This window comes from Psychrobacillus psychrotolerans (assembly GCF_900115805.1).
Classification (GTDB): Bacteria; Bacillota; Bacilli; order Bacillales_A; family Planococcaceae; genus Psychrobacillus; species Psychrobacillus psychrotolerans.
This window is the reverse complement of record NZ_FOXU01000003.1, coordinates 118109-138242: the sequence shown is the minus strand read 5'-3', so window position 1 is coordinate 138242 and position 20134 is coordinate 118109. Positions and strand designations below refer to the sequence as shown.

The following is a 20134-nucleotide window of genomic DNA, read 5'->3' as shown; positions in this document are numbered from 1 at the left end:
TTACCTCCGTTATCTTTTAACAAGTGGAATAGATACCGTAAAGACAGTACCTTTTCCTACTTCACTATCTACTTCTAGTAAGCCATGATGCGCTTCCACTAGATGCTTAACAATTGCTAAGCCTAGCCCAGTTCCTCCCGAGTTTCTGCTCCTAGCTCTATCTACGCGATAAAAACGCTCGAATACTCGGTTAATCTCTTCTTTTGCAATTCCAATTCCTTCATCCTGAATACGTATTACTCCACACTTTTTAGTCTGACTAATGGTTATAGTAACAGTTTTATCTTCAGGGGAATAAGTCAGTGCATTCATCAATAAGTTCATCGTTATTTGGATTAAACGATTTAAATCACCTAATACAAAGACTGGCTCTTCAGATATTATCTCCAGGCGCATATTCTTTTCCTCAACAATATGACTAGTCATTTCTTTACTTCGCGCAACGACATCCAATAAGTTGACCTTTTGTAAGTCTACTTCATATCCTACTTGTTCCACTTTGGAAAGATCTAATAAATCATTAATGAGCATTTGAAGTCTATTGCTCTCTTTATGGATTATCTCTAGGAAAGAAAGTAAAGTTTCTTCATTTTTATACGCCCCATACAATAATGTTTCGGAAAAACCTTTAATACTAGTAACAGGTGTCTTCAATTCATGCGAAACATTTGCTACAAAGTCTTTTCTAACTTGCTCCAGTTTCACAAGCTCTGTCACTTCATGCATGACTATCACTATCCCAAGCCATTTTCCATGTTCACCGATGACAGGAGCTCCGTAAGCATCCATATAATAAGTATGTATGTTTTTCTTAATGGATATTTGTTCCCGGCTAGAAGCCTCAGTTAAAAATAGTTGATCAATGAAATCTTCAATTTTTTTAGGAAGCCCGATTTTATTAAATAGCTTTCCATCCACATCTTTAAACGAAATATCAAGCTGCTTAAGAAACGAACGATTTACGATCGTAATATAACCATTCCGATCGATCATTATGAGCGCACTACCCATATTCTCGATTAACGTTTTTAACCTCTCTTTTTCCGTTTCCCTCATGACCGATATATCATGTAGGCTGCGTGCGAGTATATTAATAGAGTTGCTTAGCTTCGACATTCCAGAAAATTCATCTTCAAATGCACGAATTCGATAATTACCTCTAGCTAATTCCATAGCGGTTTCTGTCAGATGCTCGATTGGCTGAGCATACTTTTTGAAAATACTAGAACCTAAAAAGAGTGCAATGAGAAATGTAACAGCTAAAATGATAAACAAAAAAATCCATAAGGAATGAGGTTCAAGCATCTCCGCTTGGTAAAAAGAAGTAGCTATCGTCTCACTAATATCCCTCTGTTCATCACCTGTGAGTCCTGTAGTTGCTAAGTCTTTAGATAGTTCTTCTAATTTAATATTAATGACCTTTTCGGAAGCGTTTTTTGCATAAATAGGAAAAAGCTGCCCAAGTACTAGTCCTAGACAAGCTAATATTAACCCTATCATAATAGAATAAGTTCTAAAAAGTTTGGAATGAAATGATTTCATTAGCTCTTAGGCTCCTCAAACTTATATCCTAATCCTCTAATTGTTTTAATGAAATGAGGTTTTCTACTATTAACTTCAATTTTGTCTCGTAAATGGCTAATATGTACATCTACTATGCGAGTGTCACCTGCAAAATCATAATTCCAAACGGCACTTAATAGCTGATCTCTTGTTAAAACTCGATTTTTGTTTTCGATTAAATAGACAAGTAATTCGAATTCTTTTGGCGTAAATTCAATGACCTCATTGTTTAAAAGTACTTCGAAACGTTCTGGAAATACTTGTAGTGGACCGAAAGTATACATTTCTTCTTTTGTTTTCTCTTGTTTTTTCTCAGTAGAAATGCCAGAACGACGAATCATAGCTTTAACTCGTGCTGTTACTTCTCTAGGACTGAATGGCTTGGTCATATAATCATCTGCACCTAGTTCAAGACCTAATACTTTATCGAATTCTTCATCTTTAGCTGTTAACATGATTATTGGAATTTGCACCTTCTTAATACGAAGCTCTTTACAGACCTCCATGCCATCCATATGGGGCAACATCCAATCCAGTAAAATCACATCGGGCTTTTCTTCCAAGGCTTTATTAAGCCCCTCTAAGCCATCATTTGCTGTTATGACTTCAAAGCCTGCTTCTTCAAGATTATATTTTAAAAGAGTTACGATTGAACTTTCATCATCCACAACTAATACTTTTCTCATTTTATCGGCCTCCAAGGTTGATTTGAAACCCCCATTCCAAATCGATGTTAGCTACAATATTTGTTACTTTTCTATAATCGGATGCAGTACAGGAAATTCGCCATCCATAACACTTTCATTTTGAGCTAGCATTGTACCTTATACTAATTCTATATTAACAATAAACCAACGCAAAGCGCAAGGTGATGATAGGACCTGTTAAGTGTTGGAGAACTTATGGCTAAAGACACTTTATCAAGCAGTAAGCTATTCTTTTTTCCCCAATAAAAAATCGAGTAGGTTTCCCCACTCGATTCACGACAATTATATTATGCTAAGACTTTCATAACCGCCTGAACGGCTTCTGCTGATTTGTTTAATAATGCTTTTTCTTCTTCTGTTAACTCAAGTTCGATAATTTTCTCGATACCACCAGCACCCAATACTGTTGGAACACCAAGGTAAATTCCATCCATACCATATTCACCTTCTAAATATGCAATAGATGGTAATACTCGTTTTTGGTCTTTCAGAATTGCTTCAGCCATTTCTACTAAAGATGCTGCTGGAGCATAATAAGCAGAACCATTACCAAGAAGATTTACAATCTCCGCTCCACCTTTACGAGTACGATCTACAATTTCCTCTAAGCGAGTAGCATCAATTAAAGTTTCTAATGGAATTCCACCAGCGAATGAATATCTAACTAACGGTACCATATCGTCCCCATGCCCACCAAGTACAAACCCAGTTACATCCTTTACCGAGAGGTTTAATTCTTTCGCAACGAATGTTCGGAAACGAGCAGTGTCAAGTACTCCCGATTGGCCAATTACACGTTCTTTTGGAAGGCCAGATTCCTTATAAACTGTATAGGTCATTGCATCCACAGGGTTCGTTAAAACTAAGATTGTCGTATTCGGAGAATATTTTACGATTTCAGATGTAACAGATTTCATCACTTTTTGATTTGTCTGCACTAAATCATCGCGGCTCATTCCTGGTTTACGAGCGATACCAGCGGTAATAATTACTAAATCCGAGTCTTTCGTATCTTCATAACTAGAAGTGCCAATGATATCAGCATCAAAGCCTTGGACGGGTCCAGCTTGTGCCATATCCAAAGCTTTACCTTTAGTAGCATTTTCGGATTGTGGAATATCTACTAAAACAATATCACCAAGTTCCTTTTGAGCAAGTAGAAAAGCAGTTGTTGCACCTGTAAATCCGCCACCAATTACTGAGATTTTACTTCTTTTCAATGTCATTAGAAAACACTCCTTTAGTTCATTATTAGTAGAATCCGGCAATAAGATTCCTGTTCTATATGGTCAAATCCTAATTCGACATATGATTTTACCATTATATTTACTATGTCTACTCTTACCATCTAAGCGGTAAGCTATGCCCTCTCTTATACGCCTTCGTGACCAACATCCTGTTGGCCTGAGGAGGCTCGGCCTGGCTCGCGGAAAGCGGCCACCTGAAGCGAAGATCTGCATTATTATTTATTCTGAAACATCTTGAATCCAGTATTCAATGCACATTTTTAAATATTTCTTGTCTATTAAAGAAAAGGAAGGGAATATTCCCTTCCTTTAAACCAAGATTCAATTGATATTACATGTTTTTAATAAGTTCATCAGCGAACTCAGAACATTTAACTTCTTTAGCGCCATCCATTAAACGAGCAAAATCATAAGTTACCACTTTAGCAGCAATAGATTTCTCCATTGAATCCATGATAAGTTTAGCAGCTTCGTTCCATCCTAAATGCTCAAGCATTAAGACACCTGAAAGAATAACAGAAGATGGGTTAACTTTGTCTAAACCAGCATATTTAGGAGCTGTACCATGAGTAGCTTCAAAAATAGCATGTCCAGTTACATAGTTAATGTTCGCTCCAGGAGCAATACCGATACCACCAACTTGTGCAGCAAGTGCATCAGAAATATAATCTCCATTTAAGTTCATTGTAGCAACTACATCAAACTCTTTTGGACGAGTTAAAATTTGTTGTAAGAAGATATCAGCAATAGAATCTTTCACTAAGATTTTACCAGACGCAAGTGCATCAGCTTGTGCTTTATCAGCAGCTTCAGTTCCTTGCTCTTCTTTAATTTGATCATATTGGTTCCATGTAAATACTTTATCACCAAATTCTTGTTCTGCTACTTCGTAACCCCAAGTTTTGAAAGCACCTTCAGTGAACTTCATGATATTCCCTTTATGAACTAAAGTTAAAGAAGTACGACCTTCTTTAATAATATAGTTAAGAGCAGCACGAACTAAACGTTTTGTACCCTCTTCAGAAATAGGTTTGATACCAAGACCTGAAGTTTCTGGGAAACGAATATTTTTAACTCCAAACTCAGTTTGTAAGAAGTTGATAAGTTTTTTTGCTTCGTCTGTACCTTGTGCATACTCAATACCAGCGTAGATATCTTCAGTGTTTTCACGGAAAATAACCATATCAGTATCTTCAGGACGTTTAACCGGAGATGGAACACCAGTGAAATAACGAACTGGACGTAGGCAAGTGTATAGATCAAGTTCTTGACGTAATGCTACGTTTAATGAACGAATTCCTCCACCGATTGGTGTAGTTAAAGGTCCTTTAATAGCGATTAAATATTCATTAATAACATCTAAAGTTTCTTGAGGAAGCCATTCGCCAGTTTTATCGAATGCTTTTTGACCAGCAAGAACCTCTTTCCATTCAATTTTCTTTTCGCCATTATAAGCTTTTTCTACTGAAGCTTCTAATACACGTGACGCTGCAGCCCAGATATCTGGACCCGTTCCGTCTCCTTCTATAAAAGGAATTACCGCTGTGTTTGGTACGTTAAGTACACCGTTTTCTACTGTAATTTTACCTGTTGTCATTTGTTATTTCCTCCTACCATCATAATCATAGGGCAGTAAACACAAAAGTGTTTAAGCCCTATCTTACTAAGATAATACTACTATTATCTTTCTTCAATTGGAATATACTTTTGCATTCCAGGTCCAACATATTCTGCACGTGGACGGATTAAACGATTGTTTGCATATTGCTCAAGAATATGGGCACTCCAACCAGATACACGTGATACTGCAAAAATAGGTGTAAATAGATCATGATCAATTTTCAACGAATGATAAACAGATGCAGAATAGAAATCTACGTTTGGTGGTAAATTCTTTTGTCCTGTAACTATTTCTTCGATACGAATAGACATATCATAAAGTTTAGACTCACCATTTAGTGTAGTTAGTTTCTGAGACATTTCACGTAAATGTTTTGCACGTGGGTCTCCTTTTCTATATACACGGTGACCGAATCCCATAATCTTAACTTTGTTATCTAATTTATCTTTGATATAAGCGTCCACATTATCAAGTGTACCAATTTCTGTTAACATTTTCATTACTTGTTCGTTTGCTCCACCATGCAATGGTCCTTTTAAAGCTCCAATAGCTGCTACTACACCAGAATAGATATCTGAAAGTGTAGCTACACATACGCGAGCTGTGAATGTAGAAGCATTTAACTCATGATCTGCGTGTAAAACAAGTGCTTTATCAAACGCTTCAACTTCTATATCCTGTGGTAATTCTCCGTGTAACATGTATAAGAAGTTAGCTGCATATCCCAAATCTGCTTTAGGTGCTACAGGCTCTAAACCTTGACGAACACGTGAGAAAGCTGTCACTAATGTCGGCATTTTTGCTTGTAATTTAATAGCTTTTAAGTAATTTGCTTCGTCGGACATATCTTCTGCTGCATCATCATATAATGCAAGCATAGAAACTGTTGTTCTAAGAGCTGTCATTGGGTGTACGTCATTGATAGGGAATGTTTTGAAATGATTCAAAACTTCTTGTGGTACAGCCATATTGTCAGCTAATTGCTGTTTCAATTCAGCTAATTCTGTCGCATTTGGAAGACGTTTATGCCAAAGCAAGTAAACTACCTCTTCAAAGCCCGCATTATTTGCTAAATCATCAATATCGTATCCAACATATGTAAGTGTATCATCGATGATTGAACTGATTGACGTCTCTGCCGCTACAATTCCTTCTAAACCTTTAGTTGTTGTCATATCATAGTCTCCCCTTTACAACATAAATCTACTGATCAAATCTTTATAAATCAGAAGAATTATATGTATATATTAATGTTCCTAGCATTGCTTACTTAATCAGTATAATCAATTTTGGCGTTTTTGTGAATGAAAACGCTTAAGTTTGTTGAAATTTATCTTTAAATCTCCTAATTAATTGAAAAGATTGGATGAAAATGATTACTCTACAAGAAAATAAAAAAGATTTCTTATTACAATGGCTACCATTTGGAATAATTATACTAATATCATTTGTTGCTTACCCTCTCACTTTGGCAATTATTGGAGGTTATTTTCTTTTTCCCTTAACTAATTTATTACATAAAAAATTTAAACTCCCAGTTTTCTTAAGTGTTTTACTCACAGTTATTTTAATATTAGGTAGTTTTTTAGTCGTATTATTTTTTCTCATTCAGACATTTATTGATTTAATACCATTTTTACACGAGCATGTTGTTTTGTTGCCAGTGATGGAATTACAAAGTCATCCTGTATTTACGATGTTTGAAGGTAAATTTCAAACAATACTAAATAAGCTATTGAATGATTTATTATTAAACGTAACCCATTTACCATCTTATTTTTTTGAAATCTTTTTGTTTAGTATTGGATTGTTTTTTTCCTTGTTCGAATCTATAAAAGACCGCGAATGGTTTCTAGTTTACTTTCCCAAAAAAATGAGAACTCTTTGCCACAGAGCCTTGCTTAAATCTTCTACTGTAGTAAATCAGTTCATTCACGTGGAGCTTAAACTATTTGTTTTAACGTTCATTTTAATTGCTATTGGATTCTCGGTACTAGGATTGCATAACCCAATTAAATATGCTTTTCTAATCTCTTTAGTCGATAGTATTCCTTTTTTAGGTACAGGCTTGATATTGATTCCGTTAAGTATTTACTTCTTTTTAATGGAGATGCAAATGGTAGGCACAATTGTCTTGCTTTTATACCTTTTTGTTCAGTTAACCAGACATATCGTCGAATCAGTACTCTGGTCCTCCACCACACAAATAAAGGCTGTCCACGTCTTTTATTTGAGCGCAGCAGCCATTTTAATCTTTGGTTTTATAGGAATTTTGTTTAGTCCATTTATTTATCTATTCGCCCACAAATGGGAGAACTTTACGAAGACTTCATCACAATAACTTGACCGTTTTTCATCTTCTTGCGAATCCATCTATAAACAAGCGGTTTAAATAAATTACGGGTTGGAGCAAACAAAAGCATGAACCCAATAATATCGGATATAAATCCTGGAAGTACAACTAAAATAGCTCCGATAAATATACTTATACCATTTATGGCAGCTTCACCGGGCGCTTGATAGTTTTTAACGCTTTCCGATACTTCACGAAATGCTTTTAGGCCCTGTCTTTTTGCAAAATATCCGCCAATTACACCACTTGCAATGATCAATAAAAATGTGTATCCCGCTCCAATAGTTTTCCCTGATAACATGAGGAGATACAATTCAATCGCCGGGATTAAGATAAACAAACCAATAATCCATTTCATCATTTCACCTTCCTTTAATAAATGCGCAGGGCATCTTCTATGTTCATAACCTGTTTCCAGCGTTTCCGAAATACTCTGTACAGATTGGTTGCTATACTATTATCGATTAATTTTTGAAAGGCTGGTCGTGACTGATGTCACAACCAGCCTTTCTTTGCTCGGTAATCTTATGCCATCTATCTGTCCGTCACCATTCAAAAACTTTGGCAAACAGGCAAGAGCGCTGTAAAGAAAATCAGCAGTATTCTTGGATAAATACCTTATATACTAAAAGCTATTTTTCATTCAATAAAAGCCCCACCTTTTATGGTGAGGCATCTTCTTAAATTATGCTTGCACGACCATGATAGATAAAACCACTTTCGGCATCTATCGTTAACTCTTGGCCATTTCTAATAAGTGTCGTAGCATCTTTCACTCCAACGATTACTGGTACCCCTAAGCTAAGTCCAACGACTGCGGCATGGCTAGTTAAACCACCCTCTTCAGTGATTAAACCTCTGCACTTTTCGATACTCGGAACCATATCACGATCAGATCCTAATGTCACAATAATGCTATCTGTTGTATCTTGTCCTGCTAATTCTTCTGCACTATTCACAACTATTGCTTTTCCGAATGCAGTATTCTTACCAATACCTTGCCCTCTTGCAACTAAGTCTCCAATAACATGAACCTTCATCAAGTTAGTTGTGCCTGCTTCTCCTACAGGTACTCCGGCAGTTATCACTACTAGATCGCCATGAGTAACATATTGATGTAAAATACTTTCCTCCACAGCATCCTCTAAAACCTCATCTGTAGAGTGAGCTTTTTTCCCTACAATCGGATATACTCCCCAAACTAATGTAAGTTTTCTAGAAGGAGTTTCTGATGAAGTTACCGCGATTATTGGAACTCCCGGTCTAAATTTAGCAATCATTTTAGCAGTATATCCACTTTCAGTTGGTGCAATAACTGCTTTTACTTTCAAGTTAATCGCTGTGTGCGCAACCGCTTGACCAATAGCATCAGTTAAGTTTACATCGCGTGCTTTACTAATCTTTGTAACATTTTCACGATAATCTACTGCATTTTCAGTACGACGAGCGATTTTATCCATTGTTTGCACAGACTCTACTGGATAAAGTCCCGCAGCTGTTTCTCCAGAAAGCATAATCGCATCCGTTCCATCAAAAATAGCATTTGCGACGTCACTTGCTTCTGCACGAGTAGGTCTCGGATTACGTTGCATAGAATCGAGCATTTGAGTAGCTGTGATAACAGGTTTTCCAGCCTCATTACATTTTGCAATTAGTTTCTTTTGTACTAAAGGAACTTCTTCTGCTGGAATTTCTACTCCTAGATCTCCCCTTGCAACCATTAAACCATCAGATACCTGAATAATTTCATCAATATTATCCACGCCTTCTTGGTTTTCGATCTTCGGAATAATTTGAATATGTGCTCCATTATTTTCTTCTAGCAGTTTGCGAATTTCTAACACATCTTTTGCACGGCGAACGAAAGAAGCAGCAACAAAATCTACATCCTGCTCAATACCAAAAAGGATATCCTGCGCATCTTTTTCTGTCATGCCAGGTAATTGTACGGATACACCAGGTACATTTACACCTTTATTGTTCTTTAACGTTCCTGCATTTTGAATAAAAGTGGAGATAATTCCATTCTCTTTATCAATTTTTTGAACGATTAATTCAATAAGGCCATCATCTAGAAGAATAACCGAGCCTTCGTTAACATCCTCGATTAATTTATCATAAGAAATAGAGAAACGTTCAAGAGTACCTAACACTTCTGTCATCGAAATCTCAATAGTTTCTCCAGACTGAAGCTCAAGCGCACCATTTTCCATTTTATGTGTACGGATTTCTGGTCCTTTTGTATCCAATAATATCCCAACAACTTTACCTATTCTTTTAGAAACTTTACGAATCGTTTCAATTCTTGCTGCATGTTCTTCATGATTACCATGCGAGAAATTTAATCTGGCAACGTTCATTCCAGCATTTATTAATTTCTCTAACATTTCTTCTGATTCACTTGCGGGTCCAATTGTACATACAATTTTAGTTTTTCTCATAGTACATTCCTTTCTTTAAGGGCAATATATTTCCTAATTAAATGGATAATTCTTTAGATAATTGATACATAGACATATCAAATTCTTCATGATTATCAAAAGCTTCATTCATATCATAGTCTACCACTTGATGATTCTGGATGCCAATCGCACGCCCACCATTTCCTGCTATTAAAACCTCAACCGCTTTAGCGCCAAATAAACTTGCTAACACTCGGTCACGGCCCGTTGGGGAACCTCCACGTTGGATATGTCCAAGTACGGAAACTCGTGTTTCAATATCTGCTAGGTCTTTAAGCTTACTAGCAAATTCTGCACCACTCATCACACCTTCAGCGACAATAATTATACTATGCTTTTTCCCACGTTCCGAACCGCTTTTTAGACGTTCGACAATCTCATCCATATTTATCTCTACTTCAGGAATAATAATAGTTTCAGCTCCACCAGCAAGGCCAGCCCATAATGCCAAGTCTCCAGCGTCTCTTCCCATTACCTCTACGATAAATGTTCGTTCATGCGATGTAGCGGTATCTCTAATTTTATCAATACTCTCAATCACCGTGTTTAAAGCTGTATCAAAACCTAAAGTATAATCCGTACCTGGAATATCATTATCGATTGTTCCAGGAATTCCTACGCACGGAAAACCACTTTCTGTAAGCTTCATAGAACCTCTATAAGAACCGTCCCCGCCGATAACTACTAATCCATCAATACCATGTGCCTTTAGCTGCTCTATTGCTTTTTGTTGCCCCTCCTCCGTACGGAATTCCGGACATCTAGCAGAAAACAGTTTTGTTCCACCTCTTTGAATAATATCCCCTACAGAACCTAAGTCTAAAACTTCCATCTTACCATCGATCAGTCCTTGGTAACCATGGAATATACCGACTACTTCAAGCCCTTCATAAATAGCTTTTCTTACAACCGCTCGAACAGCAGCATTCATGCCGGGAGCGTCTCCTCCACTTGTTAACACACCAATTCTCTTCATCTTTTTCCCTCCAAACAACGAATTTCATATTATAAGCTTATCACGAAATGAATTAAAAAAAAATGCGTCGTTCTTGACGCATTTTATTCATTAAATTCTCCAATGTTTTTGAACTTAATATATCTATTTTCGATTAGCTCATCGGGAGTTAATTTCTCTAATTCTATCAATGAGTTAATAAGGGTTTCCTTCATATATTCCGCCTGTGCTTCTATATTTTTATGAGCTCCCCCATGGACTTCTTGGATGACAGTATCAATAATCTCCATCTTCTTTAAGTCTGGAGCTGTAATTTTCATCGCTTCTGCAGCTTGTTTCGCCAAAGATGCATCCTTCCAAAGAATAGATGCTGCTCCTTCAGGAGAAATAACCGAGTACGTAGAGTTTTCTAGCATATGAATATGATTAGCCACACCTAATGCTAAAGCTCCTCCACTACCACCTTCTCCAATAACAATACTTATTACCGGTACTTTTAAGCCAGCCATCTCCACTAAGTTTCTAGCTATTGCTTCACTTTGTCCTCGCTCTTCCGCAGCTTTCCCAGGATAAGCACCTTTCGTATCAATCATACATATAATGGGACGCTTAAACTTTTCTGCTTGTTTCATTAATCGTAATGCTTTTCGATATCCCTCTGGATGAGGCATACCAAAATTACGTTTAATGTTCTCTTTTGTATCTATCCCTCTTTGATGTCCAATAATTGTTATTGGTCTTCCTTCAAATAAGGCAATTCCCCCAATTATCGCTGCATCGTCTCCGTAAAGTCGATCTCCATGGAGTTCCATAAAGTCTGTACATAATAATTGAATATAATCTCTTGTAGTAGGACGACTCGGATGACGAGCGACCTGAACACGGTCCCAAGGCTCCATATTTTCATAGATTTCATGTTCTAACTTCTTAAGTCTAGCTTCTAGATGAATGATTTCAGCTGACATATCTACATCAGCACTAGCTGTATATTCTTTTAACTCTTCTATTTTTGTTTTTAATTGGACGATTGGTTCTTCAAAAGGTAGTACTTTTATCATTTTGTGACCTCCTTAGTCGTATGAAGATGGACGATGGAAGCTACTTTTTCTCGCATCTCTTTACGATGAATAATGGCATCTAGCTGACCATGATTCATTAAAAACTCAGCTGTTTGAAAATCCTCTGGCAGTTTTTCGCGCACTGTTTGTTCAATCACTCGTCTACCAGCAAACCCGATTAAAGCTTTAGGTTCAGCGATATTAATATCACCTACCGAAGCAAAGCTCGCAGAAACTCCACCCGTTGTAGGATGGGTAAGAATAGAAATATAAAGTAGTCCATGATCACTGTGTCTTCTCAAGGCAACAGACGTTTTCGCCATTTGCATTAAGGACAGAACGCCTTCTTGCATTCTTGCTCCTCCACTTGCAGTGTAAATAATAAAAGGAATTCCTAGCTCTGTCGCTTTCTCCACAGCTCTTGTAATTTTCTCTCCTACTACTGAGCCCATTGATCCCATTCGGAAATGTGAATCCATAATCGCTATGGCGACCTGTTGACCATCTAACTTTCCAATTCCAGTAAGAACAGCCTCATTTAAACCAGTCTTTTGTCCATCTGCTTTTATCTTTTCCGTATAACTTGGGAAATTCAATGGATTAACTGTTTCTAAATGATCATCCATTGATACAAATGAATCTTCATCTAAAAATATGTCTACTCTCTCCCAAGCAGTCATTTTCATATGGTGATCACAAGTAGGACAAACCTTTAAATTCTTCATCAAGTCTTTTGTAAATACATTTTTTCTACACTCAGGGCATTTCATCATTATGCCTTCTGGTACATCGTTTTTTGCTTTTTCAGTTGGTATAGTGGCATATCTTTTCTTTTGGTTTTTTCTAAATATATCTCGAATACTCATTTATACATCTCCCCTATTAAGCAACAAGAGCCATTCATTATAAAGAGATAACGCTTGTTGTTGTTCTCCATTTTGCAAAGCCATCAAAAGCTGAATCCAAATAGTTTTCTCTTCTAAACTCATATTTTCTTGGTAAGGCTCTCCTGCAAACTGTTTTAATAAAAACCATATTTTTAAACCTAATCGATTATCGGAAATGATAATAATCTCTCGAATGATATCTTCACGAACTACGTCTTCTTCTATCAGTTTTTCTTTAAAGGCGTCCCATATATGTAGAGCATAAAGTCTCTTGGACATACAAATTGTATGAATTGCATCCTTCTCTAATGCTTCTCGCGTTGTATGCACATCTTCCTTCGATTTAGATTCTTGAAGGATAAATGTAGATAACAGCTCGACTAGCCGATGCTTTCGATAATCCGATAAAAAGGTACCTTCTCCTCGGCGTGTTTCTATTAAACCGAGTAATTCTAAGCTCCTCAGCGCTTCCCTAACGGTTGACCTACCTACTTGAAGTCGCTCAGCTAGTTCCCTTTCAGATGGCAATTTACCACCAACGGAAACATTTTCATCTGCAATGAGCTGTCTCAACTGCTTTACAATTTCTAAAAACATTTTTTTAGGATTATTCGTTTGGTCCATTACGCCTCACTCTTCCATAAATTACAAAGTGGTCAGACCACTCATAATTATTAGCATACAAAAGATTTGTTCAAACGTAAAGAAAAAACTGCATAATAATCTATGCAGCTTAGTTCTCTATATATTTAGTAATGATTTGAGAACGACCATTTCTACGTTCTGACTTCCCTGAAATAACGAGCATCTCTTGCTCTTTTAATAATGCGTTGAACTTTGCATATTCCTCTGGAAATAACGTTACCGATAGACTACCCGTATCATCCTGTACTGTTAGAAAAGCCATTGCTTCTCCTTTTTTTGTCCGAATACGTTTTATGTCTTGAATAATTCCCACTATTTTCACTTGGATATCTTTTGTTGCCTGCAAAACATCCCAAATATCAACGAGTTTATCATTTAATATTTTCTTTTTAGATACAGTAGGATGCTCCGAAAAGTATTGACCCAAAACTTCTTTCTCAAATTGCAATTTCTCCATTATTGGAAGAGGTTCGGATTTAATATGTTTAGACTTTCCAAAATGAGAAGCATCTCCACCAAACAAATCAGATTCTTCTGTAGGACTTATCAATTCAGCATATTTAACAGCTGCATCTAAAGTCGATAATAGAGTGGCTCTATCGTAACCAAATTCATCTAAAGCCCCAGCTTTGATCAATGGTTCTACATTTTTTCTAGTAAAATAAACTGCAGATAAATCGGAGGCAAGTTCAAAAATATCTTCCCACTGTGATTCTCTTTCCTTGCGTTGTTGTAATAATTTTTGAATAAAATTATGGGAAACGCCTTTTATAGCTTGTAAACCGAAACGAATACCTCCGCTTTCCACTGTGAAAAAGCGTTGACTACTAAATATAGATGGAGCGAGAATAACCATGTCTTTTTGTCTCATTTCCATCATTAGTTCATTAATTTTCACTTGGTTTCCTGTAGCAATGCTTAATAGTGCACTATAAAATGCTACAGGGAAATGGGCTTTTAAATACGCCATTTGAAAAGAAATTACACTATAGGCGACAGCATGACTTTTTGGAAAACCATAGTCAGCAAATCGGACGATTAAATCATAAACTGCTGTCGCAGACTGATCTGAATGCCCTTCTTGAATTGCTTTTTGAACAAAGTGTACACGTTCACTTTGTAAGACTTCTCGATTTTTTTTGCTCACAGCTCTGCGTAACAAATCAGCTTCCCCGAATGTAAAGCCAGCCATTTTGGAAGCAATTTGCATTATTTGCTCCTGGTAAACAATAATGCCATATGTTTCTTTTAAGATTGGCTCTAATATGGGATGTTCATACGTTACTGGTGCTTGACCAGCTTTTCGCTTGGCGTATAAAGGAATGCTATCCATTGGCCCTGGTCGGAATAGTGCATTCACTGCAACAACATCTTCAAACTTAGTTGGATTGATTTGTTTAAGGGCTTGACGCATTCCAGCCGATTCTAATTGAAATACCCCTGTAGTATCCCCTTGCTGCAATAACTGAAAGGTCAGTTCATCATGGAGCGGTATTTCCGCTAACTTGAATGGGTCAGATTGTCTATAATTAATGATCTTTAAAATTCTTTCAATAATCGTCAAATTTCGCAACCCTAAAAAATCCATTTTAAGTAAGCCGACTTGTTCTACTTCTTTCATTGGCCATTGGGTCAAATAGATATCCTCATGCCCACTTTGAATAGGGATAACATCTACTAGAGACACTGGTGATAATACTATACCCGCTGCGTGTGTGGAGGCATTTCTAGGTAACCCCTCTAAAGCTAGTGCCACCTGAAACCATTTTTTTCGGATTTCCTCTGTTTGTATAAATTCACGTAATTTCTCAGACATATCAAATGCTTCTTTTAACGTGATCCCAGGCTTTGCGGGTATGAAAGAAGAAATAGCTTCTAAAGTGGTAGATTCAAATCCAAACACTCTAGCAACCTCTCTTGCTGCTGCTTTTGCAGACAATGTACCAAATGTAATTATTTGAGAAACATAGTTCTGGCCATATTTCTTTACGACATATTGAATAACTTCCATCCTTCTAGAATCCGCAAAATCGATGTCAATATCCGGCATTGTGATACGTTCAGGATTTAAGAATCGTTCAAATAGTAAACCATATCGCAGGGGATCTATATCTGTTATATTCAAAGAAAATGCTACTAGTGAACTGGCAGAAGACCCACGGCCAGGTCCAGTTAATATATTTTGTTGTTTTGAAAATTTCATGAAGTCCTGAACGATTAAAAAATAATCCTCATAATGCATTTGGTTAATAATGGACAGTTCGTAATTTAAACGTTCAACATATGGCTTCGTAATTTCTTTTATCCGTTTATTCAATCCCTCTTCACAAAGTTCTCTTAAGTAATCCTTAGAATTTTTCGTTTCGGGTAATGGGTACTTAGGCATAATAGAAGCAGACTTTTCAATAGAGACATTACAACTATTTAGCATTCGCTCCGTGTTTTCAATCCATGATGGGGCATCAAAAAACCATTCACTCCATTCCTCACTAGAAAGTATGTGAAGGGAGTCTGTAGATGGTTTTAAGCGAGTGTGATCATTCATTTTAAGTGATTGATCCATTGCATTTAACACTTCATATGCAAAAGCATCTTCTTTTTCTATGTATCGACTCATATGGAAAGCAGTAATAGGTATAGTTAACTGTTCACTGTACTGGATGATGGTTTCTTCATGCTCCATTTTTTCCCCATTTGGGCGTTCTATTGCTAGATAAAATTGACCATTCCCAAAAATCATCTGTAATTCGCTAAGCAGCTCAAGCTCTGTGGAAGACTCTCCTTTGTAGACAGCGATTAATCCATTTTTATATGCTTCTAACCATCTTTTGGGGAGCACTGTAATTTCTCTTGTCTCGATACTGCTCGATATTTTCAGCAAATTTTCATATCCATTATTATCTTTTGCATAGAGCACCAAACTTACAATACCAGTTTCAAGCTGTACATTAACAGTGAGACCAAGTACGGCTTTAATCTGTTGTGCATGTAATGCATGCCAAAAAGGCAGTAAACCATACAATCTACTATTTGTAATGGCTGCTGCCCCTGCATTATTTTGTTTTAACTTTTGTATAAGTTGTTCCAACTGAATTGTGCTTTTCAGCATATCCGCCGATGTCACAATTTGTGGATATACTGTTTTCATATTAACACCTCAATTTACAGCTTTTTTAAATCTTCTATTACTAATGCAGCTTCTTCCCATGTCTTTACAGCAGCTCCCGAGGCAAGTGGATGTCCTCCGCCACCATACTTTTTGGCTATTCCATTAATAACCGGACCTTTTGAACGCAGTCGAACTCGAATTTCTGAAGAATCTTCTATAAAGAAAACCCAGCATTTCATGCCCTTTACATCAGCTAATGCACTAACCAGTAAGGATGCTTCTGATTGGTCGACTTGATACTTTTGTAGAATTTCTTTCGTAAGTTTAATATGACCTACACCAGTTTCATCCATTTCAAAATTAGCATATACATAGCCTTTTAGCTGAAGAAGATTCCGTTCGACTTCATACATGCCATTAAATAAATTCGTACTATCAAAACCATATGTAAGTAATTCTCCTGCAAAATCCATTGTCTGTTTAGTTGTACTTTGGAACATGAATCTACCTGTGTCTCCTACTATTCCTGCAAATAATAATCGTGCAATGGACGCATCCATTTTCCACTGTTTATAGTTTTTTGCTTCTTCGAATAGTTCACAGATCATTTCACTTACCGAACTTGCCTCTGTATTTACCCATAGTAAATCGCCATAAGCATCATCATTAGGATGATGATCTATCTTCACAATATAACTTCCTAATTTATATCGGTCATCATCAATTCTTTCGGTATTTGCTGTATCTGTGACAATGATTAAAGCATCCTGAAAGTCCTCATCAGAAACCTCGTCAGGGTGAGCTAGGAAATTTAGCGTTTCATCATGGGTTCCAGTGGCAAAGACTTTTTTCGATGGATAATTTAGCTGAATGAGTTCTTTTAATCCTATTTGGGAACCATAGGCATCTGGATCGGGCCTAACATGCCGATGCAATATAATTTTTTCGTACTTCTCGATTGTGTCTATGATTTGTCTTTTCATCCCATATAACCTCGCTTGTCTGTTTTTTCTATTCGCATTTTTCCACTTTTCCCTTTACAATAGATAACAGCTTAACTTTTAGATGGAGGGTCATTATGCTTAATATACTATTAGTAGCAGTTATAGTAGTTACATTTGTTTGGTATTTTTATTTTAAAACGAAGCAATTCCGTACACCACTGCCAATACGCAAAAAATGGCTTGGCGCAAAAGCTTCCGTATGTCTAGGAGCATTTTTATTGTTTTTTGGTATTAACTTTCTAATCGTTTATCAATCTTCTATAACATATGTCGTTGCCGGTCTGTTTATTTTACTTGGAGCTTATTTCACATATCACAATGTAAAAGTAGCCAAACACTACGGGCAATTTGTAAAAGAAGAATTATCTATAAATCAATGATGCAGCTAAATTAGCTGCATCATTTTTTTGTCCTATGACTAGAAACAATTACAAAAAAAGATTGAAATGCTTATCTTTCTAATAACTGATAAGTGACCATAGCTTTTCCAACTAGTAATTTATCATTGAAGATTTCGATATCCATCTTCGCAACTTTTCTGCTCAGTTCTAATACTTTCGCTTGAATGCGTAGAATACTTTCAAGCTGAATTGGTTTCGTATAGAAGATGGTCATATTCTCAACGACACTTTCCCCACGTTTACGAATTTTCAATGTTTGTGCCCCTGTTTCCGTTACTAATATCGTAAAAGCTCCATTGGACATAGCACCGTAATGATCCGTCATTTGAGGTGTAACGACAAATTCAAATATAAAATCCTCTGTAGAAATAATTTTTATTTGCTGTTTAACAATATCATCTATCGTTTCGCCATTTTGTGGTTGTCGAGCTGCAGCCTGTAATGCTTTTAAGACATCTTGTCTACTGATGACACCCTCCAAATAATTGGTATCTCGCACAACAGGTAAAAGGTCTACACCTTCCCAAATCATTCGATGACTTGCTGACGATACACTTGTTTTCATCGTGACGGAAATAGGATTTTTCGTCATAACTTTTTCAATCGGTTCATTGTTAGATTTACCAATGACATCTCTAGCTGTTATTATTCCTACTAATTTCTTCGACGCATCCACTACCGGGAAAACACCGTGCGTTGTACTATTATTTAGTACTCGGTATTGTTTCACTTGATCAGTAGCGTATAAATACGACGTTTCTTGTAGCGGAACATATATATCTTCGATTAATAACACATCTTTTTTTATGAGTTGATCATCAATTGCACGATTGATCATTGTCGCCACAGTGAATGTATCATAACTGGTAGAAATGACGGGAAGCTCTAGTTCGTCCGCTAATCTTTTGGTGTTCTCAGTTACATCAAATCCACCTGTAACAAGAACTGCAGCACCTGCTTGTAACGCAGTCTCATGAACCTTTAATCGATTCCCTGCTATTAACAGATTGCTCGGCTCTACATACCGCATCATGTCTTCTAGTTGCATTGCCCCAATCACAAACTTGTTTAACGTTTTGTGCAATCCGGTTTTTCCACCCAATACTTGACCATCCACAATATTTACTACTTCTGCATAGGTTAAACGCTCGAAATTTTCTTTTTTCTTTAGCTCGATGCGAATTGTCCCTACTCGTTCAATAGTGCTGACTATTCTTCTCGTTTCTGCCTCTTTAATCGCACGATAGGCTGTCCCTTCACTGACAGTTAAATCCTTTGCAATTTGTCTAACGGATATTTTATCGCCTACTGGAAGTTTTTCTATATATGCTAGTATCTGTTCATGTTTTGTTGTCATGTAGTCACATCCAAACGATTATTATACGTTTATTGTACCACATAAGCCTTATTTTCTAGTCACGAATCCATTGAACGTAATCACCAGCACTCAACACTTGTACTTCTGCAGTTTCTACAAGGTTCTTAAATATTTGAGGATCCTGTTTTATAGGTGGAAACGTATTATAATGTACCGGTACAACAATTTGAGGTTTTAGTAGCTGTACCGCGTATGCTGCATCCTCTGGACCCATTGTAAAATTATCTCCAATTGGCAGGAATGCAACATCTATATTATTGCGTTCACCGATTAGTTTCATATCTCCAAACAAAGCCGTATCGCCTGCGTGATAGATAGTTTTGCCCTCCGATGTGAAAAGTACTCCAGCAGGCATTCCGCCATAAATAATTTCTCCATCTTCTGTTGTAAACGAGCTACTATGAAATGCTTGCGTGAATTTTACTGTTCCAAATTCAAAATCATAAGATCCACCTATTCCCATGGCATGCACATTAATGCCGAATGATTCTACATAATTGGCAAGTTCAAATGTTGCGATTACCGTGGCATTATTTCTTTTTGCCAAATCTACTGTATCTCCTAAATGATCATTGTGACCATGCGTCACTAAAATTACATCTACTTTCTCTTTGGCCGCATCTAAATCAGTTTGTCCATTTCCGGTGATAAAAGGATCTATTAAGATTGTGTGTGTATCGGTCATAATTTTAACTACCGAATGTCCGTGATAGCTGATTTCCATATTGTGTTCTCTCCTTTTGA

General features: G+C 36.8%; 17 protein-coding genes. 2 read left to right on the top strand and 15 right to left on the bottom strand.

The features are described 5' to 3' along the window. Window positions 1-9 precede the first annotated feature (9 nt). The 5 genes from pnpS to citZ form a co-directional block, all read right to left on the bottom strand. On the bottom strand, window positions 10-1542 hold the full coding sequence (pnpS, locus tag BM260_RS08410; RefSeq protein WP_093536901.1) for a two-component system histidine kinase PnpS: 1533 nt from the start codon (window positions 1540-1542) through the stop codon (window positions 10-12). Continuing rightward, the gene (locus tag BM260_RS08405) at window positions 1542-2249 is read right to left on the bottom strand and encodes a response regulator transcription factor (RefSeq protein ID WP_093536900.1); all 708 of its coding nucleotides are present in this window, start codon (window positions 2247-2249) and stop codon (window positions 1542-1544) included. Before BM260_RS08405 ends, pnpS begins: the two co-directional genes overlap by 1 nt. Window positions 2250-2557: 308 nt before the next feature. Next, window positions 2558-3496 carry a malate dehydrogenase gene (gene mdh / locus BM260_RS08400; RefSeq protein ID WP_093536899.1) on the bottom strand — a complete coding sequence of 313 codons (939 nt, stop codon included), beginning with the start codon at window positions 3494-3496 and terminating at the stop codon, window positions 2558-2560. 352 nt (window positions 3497-3848) lie between these two features. Then, window positions 3849-5114: an NADP-dependent isocitrate dehydrogenase gene (gene icd, locus BM260_RS08395; RefSeq protein WP_093536898.1), complete on the bottom strand. Its 1266-nt coding sequence runs from the start codon at window positions 5112-5114 to the stop codon at window positions 3849-3851. A gap of 83 nt (window positions 5115-5197) precedes the next feature. After that, window positions 5198-6313, bottom strand: coding sequence for a citrate synthase (citZ, locus tag BM260_RS08390; protein WP_093536897.1), 1116 nt, complete (start codon window positions 6311-6313; stop codon window positions 5198-5200). A 197-nt stretch (window positions 6314-6510) separates the two neighbouring features. Between citZ and BM260_RS08385 the strand changes: the two genes are divergently transcribed. Beyond that, window positions 6511-7479 (top strand): AI-2E family transporter, encoded by a 969-nt coding sequence (locus BM260_RS08385; RefSeq protein ID WP_175496239.1) that lies wholly within the window; start codon window positions 6511-6513, stop codon window positions 7477-7479. On the opposite strand, the gene BM260_RS08380 is transcribed toward BM260_RS08385, so the two are convergent. The 8 genes from BM260_RS08380 to BM260_RS08345 form a co-directional block, all read right to left on the bottom strand. Beyond that, entirely contained in the window at window positions 7457-7852 is a 396-nt protein-coding gene (locus BM260_RS08380) for an FxsA family protein (protein WP_245762673.1), read from the bottom strand. The two genes, BM260_RS08385 and BM260_RS08380, sit on opposite strands and share 23 nt — an antisense overlap. A 319-nt stretch (window positions 7853-8171) precedes the next feature. Next, window positions 8172-9932: a pyruvate kinase gene (pyk, locus tag BM260_RS08375; protein ID WP_093536894.1), complete on the bottom strand. Its 1761-nt coding sequence runs from the start codon at window positions 9930-9932 to the stop codon at window positions 8172-8174. A gap of 37 nt (window positions 9933-9969) precedes the next feature. After that, a complete protein-coding gene (pfkA, locus tag BM260_RS08370; protein ID WP_093536893.1) occupies window positions 9970-10929 on the bottom strand; it encodes a 6-phosphofructokinase in 960 nt (319 codons plus the stop codon). An 83-nt stretch (window positions 10930-11012) separates the two neighbouring features. Further along, window positions 11013-11966: an acetyl-CoA carboxylase carboxyl transferase subunit alpha gene (accA, locus tag BM260_RS08365; protein WP_093536892.1), complete on the bottom strand. Its 954-nt coding sequence runs from the start codon at window positions 11964-11966 to the stop codon at window positions 11013-11015. Next, entirely contained in the window at window positions 11963-12832 is an 870-nt protein-coding gene (gene accD, locus BM260_RS08360) for an acetyl-CoA carboxylase, carboxyltransferase subunit beta (protein ID WP_093536891.1), read from the bottom strand. Before accD ends, accA begins: the two co-directional genes overlap by 4 nt. Then, window positions 12833-13477: a FadR/GntR family transcriptional regulator gene (locus tag BM260_RS08355; protein WP_093536890.1), complete on the bottom strand. Its 645-nt coding sequence runs from the start codon at window positions 13475-13477 to the stop codon at window positions 12833-12835. It abuts the gene before it with no gap. Between the two features lie 109 nt (window positions 13478-13586). Beyond that, window positions 13587-16646 (bottom strand): DNA polymerase III subunit alpha, encoded by a 3060-nt coding sequence (gene dnaE, locus BM260_RS08350; RefSeq protein WP_093536889.1) that lies wholly within the window; start codon window positions 16644-16646, stop codon window positions 13587-13589. Window positions 16647-16660: 14 nt separating this feature from the next. After that, window positions 16661-17590 carry a DHH family phosphoesterase gene (locus BM260_RS08345; protein WP_093536888.1) on the bottom strand — a complete coding sequence of 310 codons (930 nt, stop codon included), beginning with the start codon at window positions 17588-17590 and terminating at the stop codon, window positions 16661-16663. 95 nt (window positions 17591-17685) lie between these two features. Between BM260_RS08345 and BM260_RS08340 the strand changes: the two genes are divergently transcribed. Further along, entirely contained in the window at window positions 17686-17991 is a 306-nt protein-coding gene (locus BM260_RS08340; RefSeq protein WP_093536887.1) for a YtpI family protein, read from the top strand. 70 nt (window positions 17992-18061) lie between these two features. On the opposite strand, the gene BM260_RS08335 is transcribed toward BM260_RS08340, so the two are convergent. After that, window positions 18062-19369, bottom strand: coding sequence for a DRTGG domain-containing protein (locus BM260_RS08335; protein ID WP_093536886.1), 1308 nt, complete (start codon window positions 19367-19369; stop codon window positions 18062-18064). A gap of 55 nt (window positions 19370-19424) precedes the next feature. Next, window positions 19425-20114 carry a metal-dependent hydrolase gene (locus BM260_RS08330; protein WP_093536885.1) on the bottom strand — a complete coding sequence of 230 codons (690 nt, stop codon included), beginning with the start codon at window positions 20112-20114 and terminating at the stop codon, window positions 19425-19427. Window positions 20115-20134 lie beyond the last annotated feature (20 nt).

What these genes read in the sequence shown, in the direction of transcription:
- BM260_RS08405 (WP_093536900.1), bottom strand. Translation starts at nt 2,249, where the DNA reads ATGAGAAAAGTATTAGTTGTGGATGATGAAAGTTCAATCGTAACTCTT.
- accA (WP_093536892.1), bottom strand. Translation starts at nt 11,966, where the DNA reads ATGATAAAAGTACTACCTTTTGAAGAACCAATCGTCCAATTAAAAACA.
- citZ (WP_093536897.1), bottom strand. Translation starts at nt 6,313, where the DNA reads ATGACAACAACTAAAGGTTTAGAAGGAATTGTAGCGGCAGAGACGTCA.
- pyk (WP_093536894.1), bottom strand. Translation starts at nt 9,932, where the DNA reads ATGAGAAAAACTAAAATTGTATGTACAATTGGACCCGCAAGTGAATCA.
- BM260_RS08355 (WP_093536890.1), bottom strand. Translation starts at nt 13,477, where the DNA reads ATGGACCAAACGAATAATCCTAAAAAAATGTTTTTAGAAATTGTAAAG.
- BM260_RS08340 (WP_093536887.1), top strand. Translation starts at nt 17,686, where the DNA reads ATGCTTAATATACTATTAGTAGCAGTTATAGTAGTTACATTTGTTTGG.
- BM260_RS08385 (WP_175496239.1), top strand. Translation starts at nt 6,511, where the DNA reads ATGATTACTCTACAAGAAAATAAAAAAGATTTCTTATTACAATGGCTA.
- accD (WP_093536891.1), bottom strand. Translation starts at nt 12,832, where the DNA reads ATGAGTATTCGAGATATATTTAGAAAAAACCAAAAGAAAAGATATGCC.
- dnaE (WP_093536889.1), bottom strand. Translation starts at nt 16,646, where the DNA reads ATGAAAACAGTATATCCACAAATTGTGACATCGGCGGATATGCTGAAA.
- pfkA (WP_093536893.1), bottom strand. Translation starts at nt 10,929, where the DNA reads ATGAAGAGAATTGGTGTGTTAACAAGTGGAGGAGACGCTCCCGGCATG.
- BM260_RS08380 (WP_245762673.1), bottom strand. Translation starts at nt 7,852, where the DNA reads ATGATGAAATGGATTATTGGTTTGTTTATCTTAATCCCGGCGATTGAA.
- pnpS (WP_093536901.1), bottom strand. Translation starts at nt 1,542, where the DNA reads ATGAAATCATTTCATTCCAAACTTTTTAGAACTTATTCTATTATGATA.
- BM260_RS08330 (WP_093536885.1), bottom strand. Translation starts at nt 20,114, where the DNA reads ATGGAAATCAGCTATCACGGACATTCGGTAGTTAAAATTATGACCGAT.
- icd (WP_093536898.1), bottom strand. Translation starts at nt 5,114, where the DNA reads ATGACAACAGGTAAAATTACAGTAGAAAACGGTGTACTTAACGTACCA.
- BM260_RS08335 (WP_093536886.1), bottom strand. Translation starts at nt 19,369, where the DNA reads ATGACAACAAAACATGAACAGATACTAGCATATATAGAAAAACTTCCA.
- BM260_RS08345 (WP_093536888.1), bottom strand. Translation starts at nt 17,590, where the DNA reads ATGAAAAGACAAATCATAGACACAATCGAGAAGTACGAAAAAATTATA.
- mdh (WP_093536899.1), bottom strand. Translation starts at nt 3,496, where the DNA reads ATGACATTGAAAAGAAGTAAAATCTCAGTAATTGGTGGCGGATTTACA.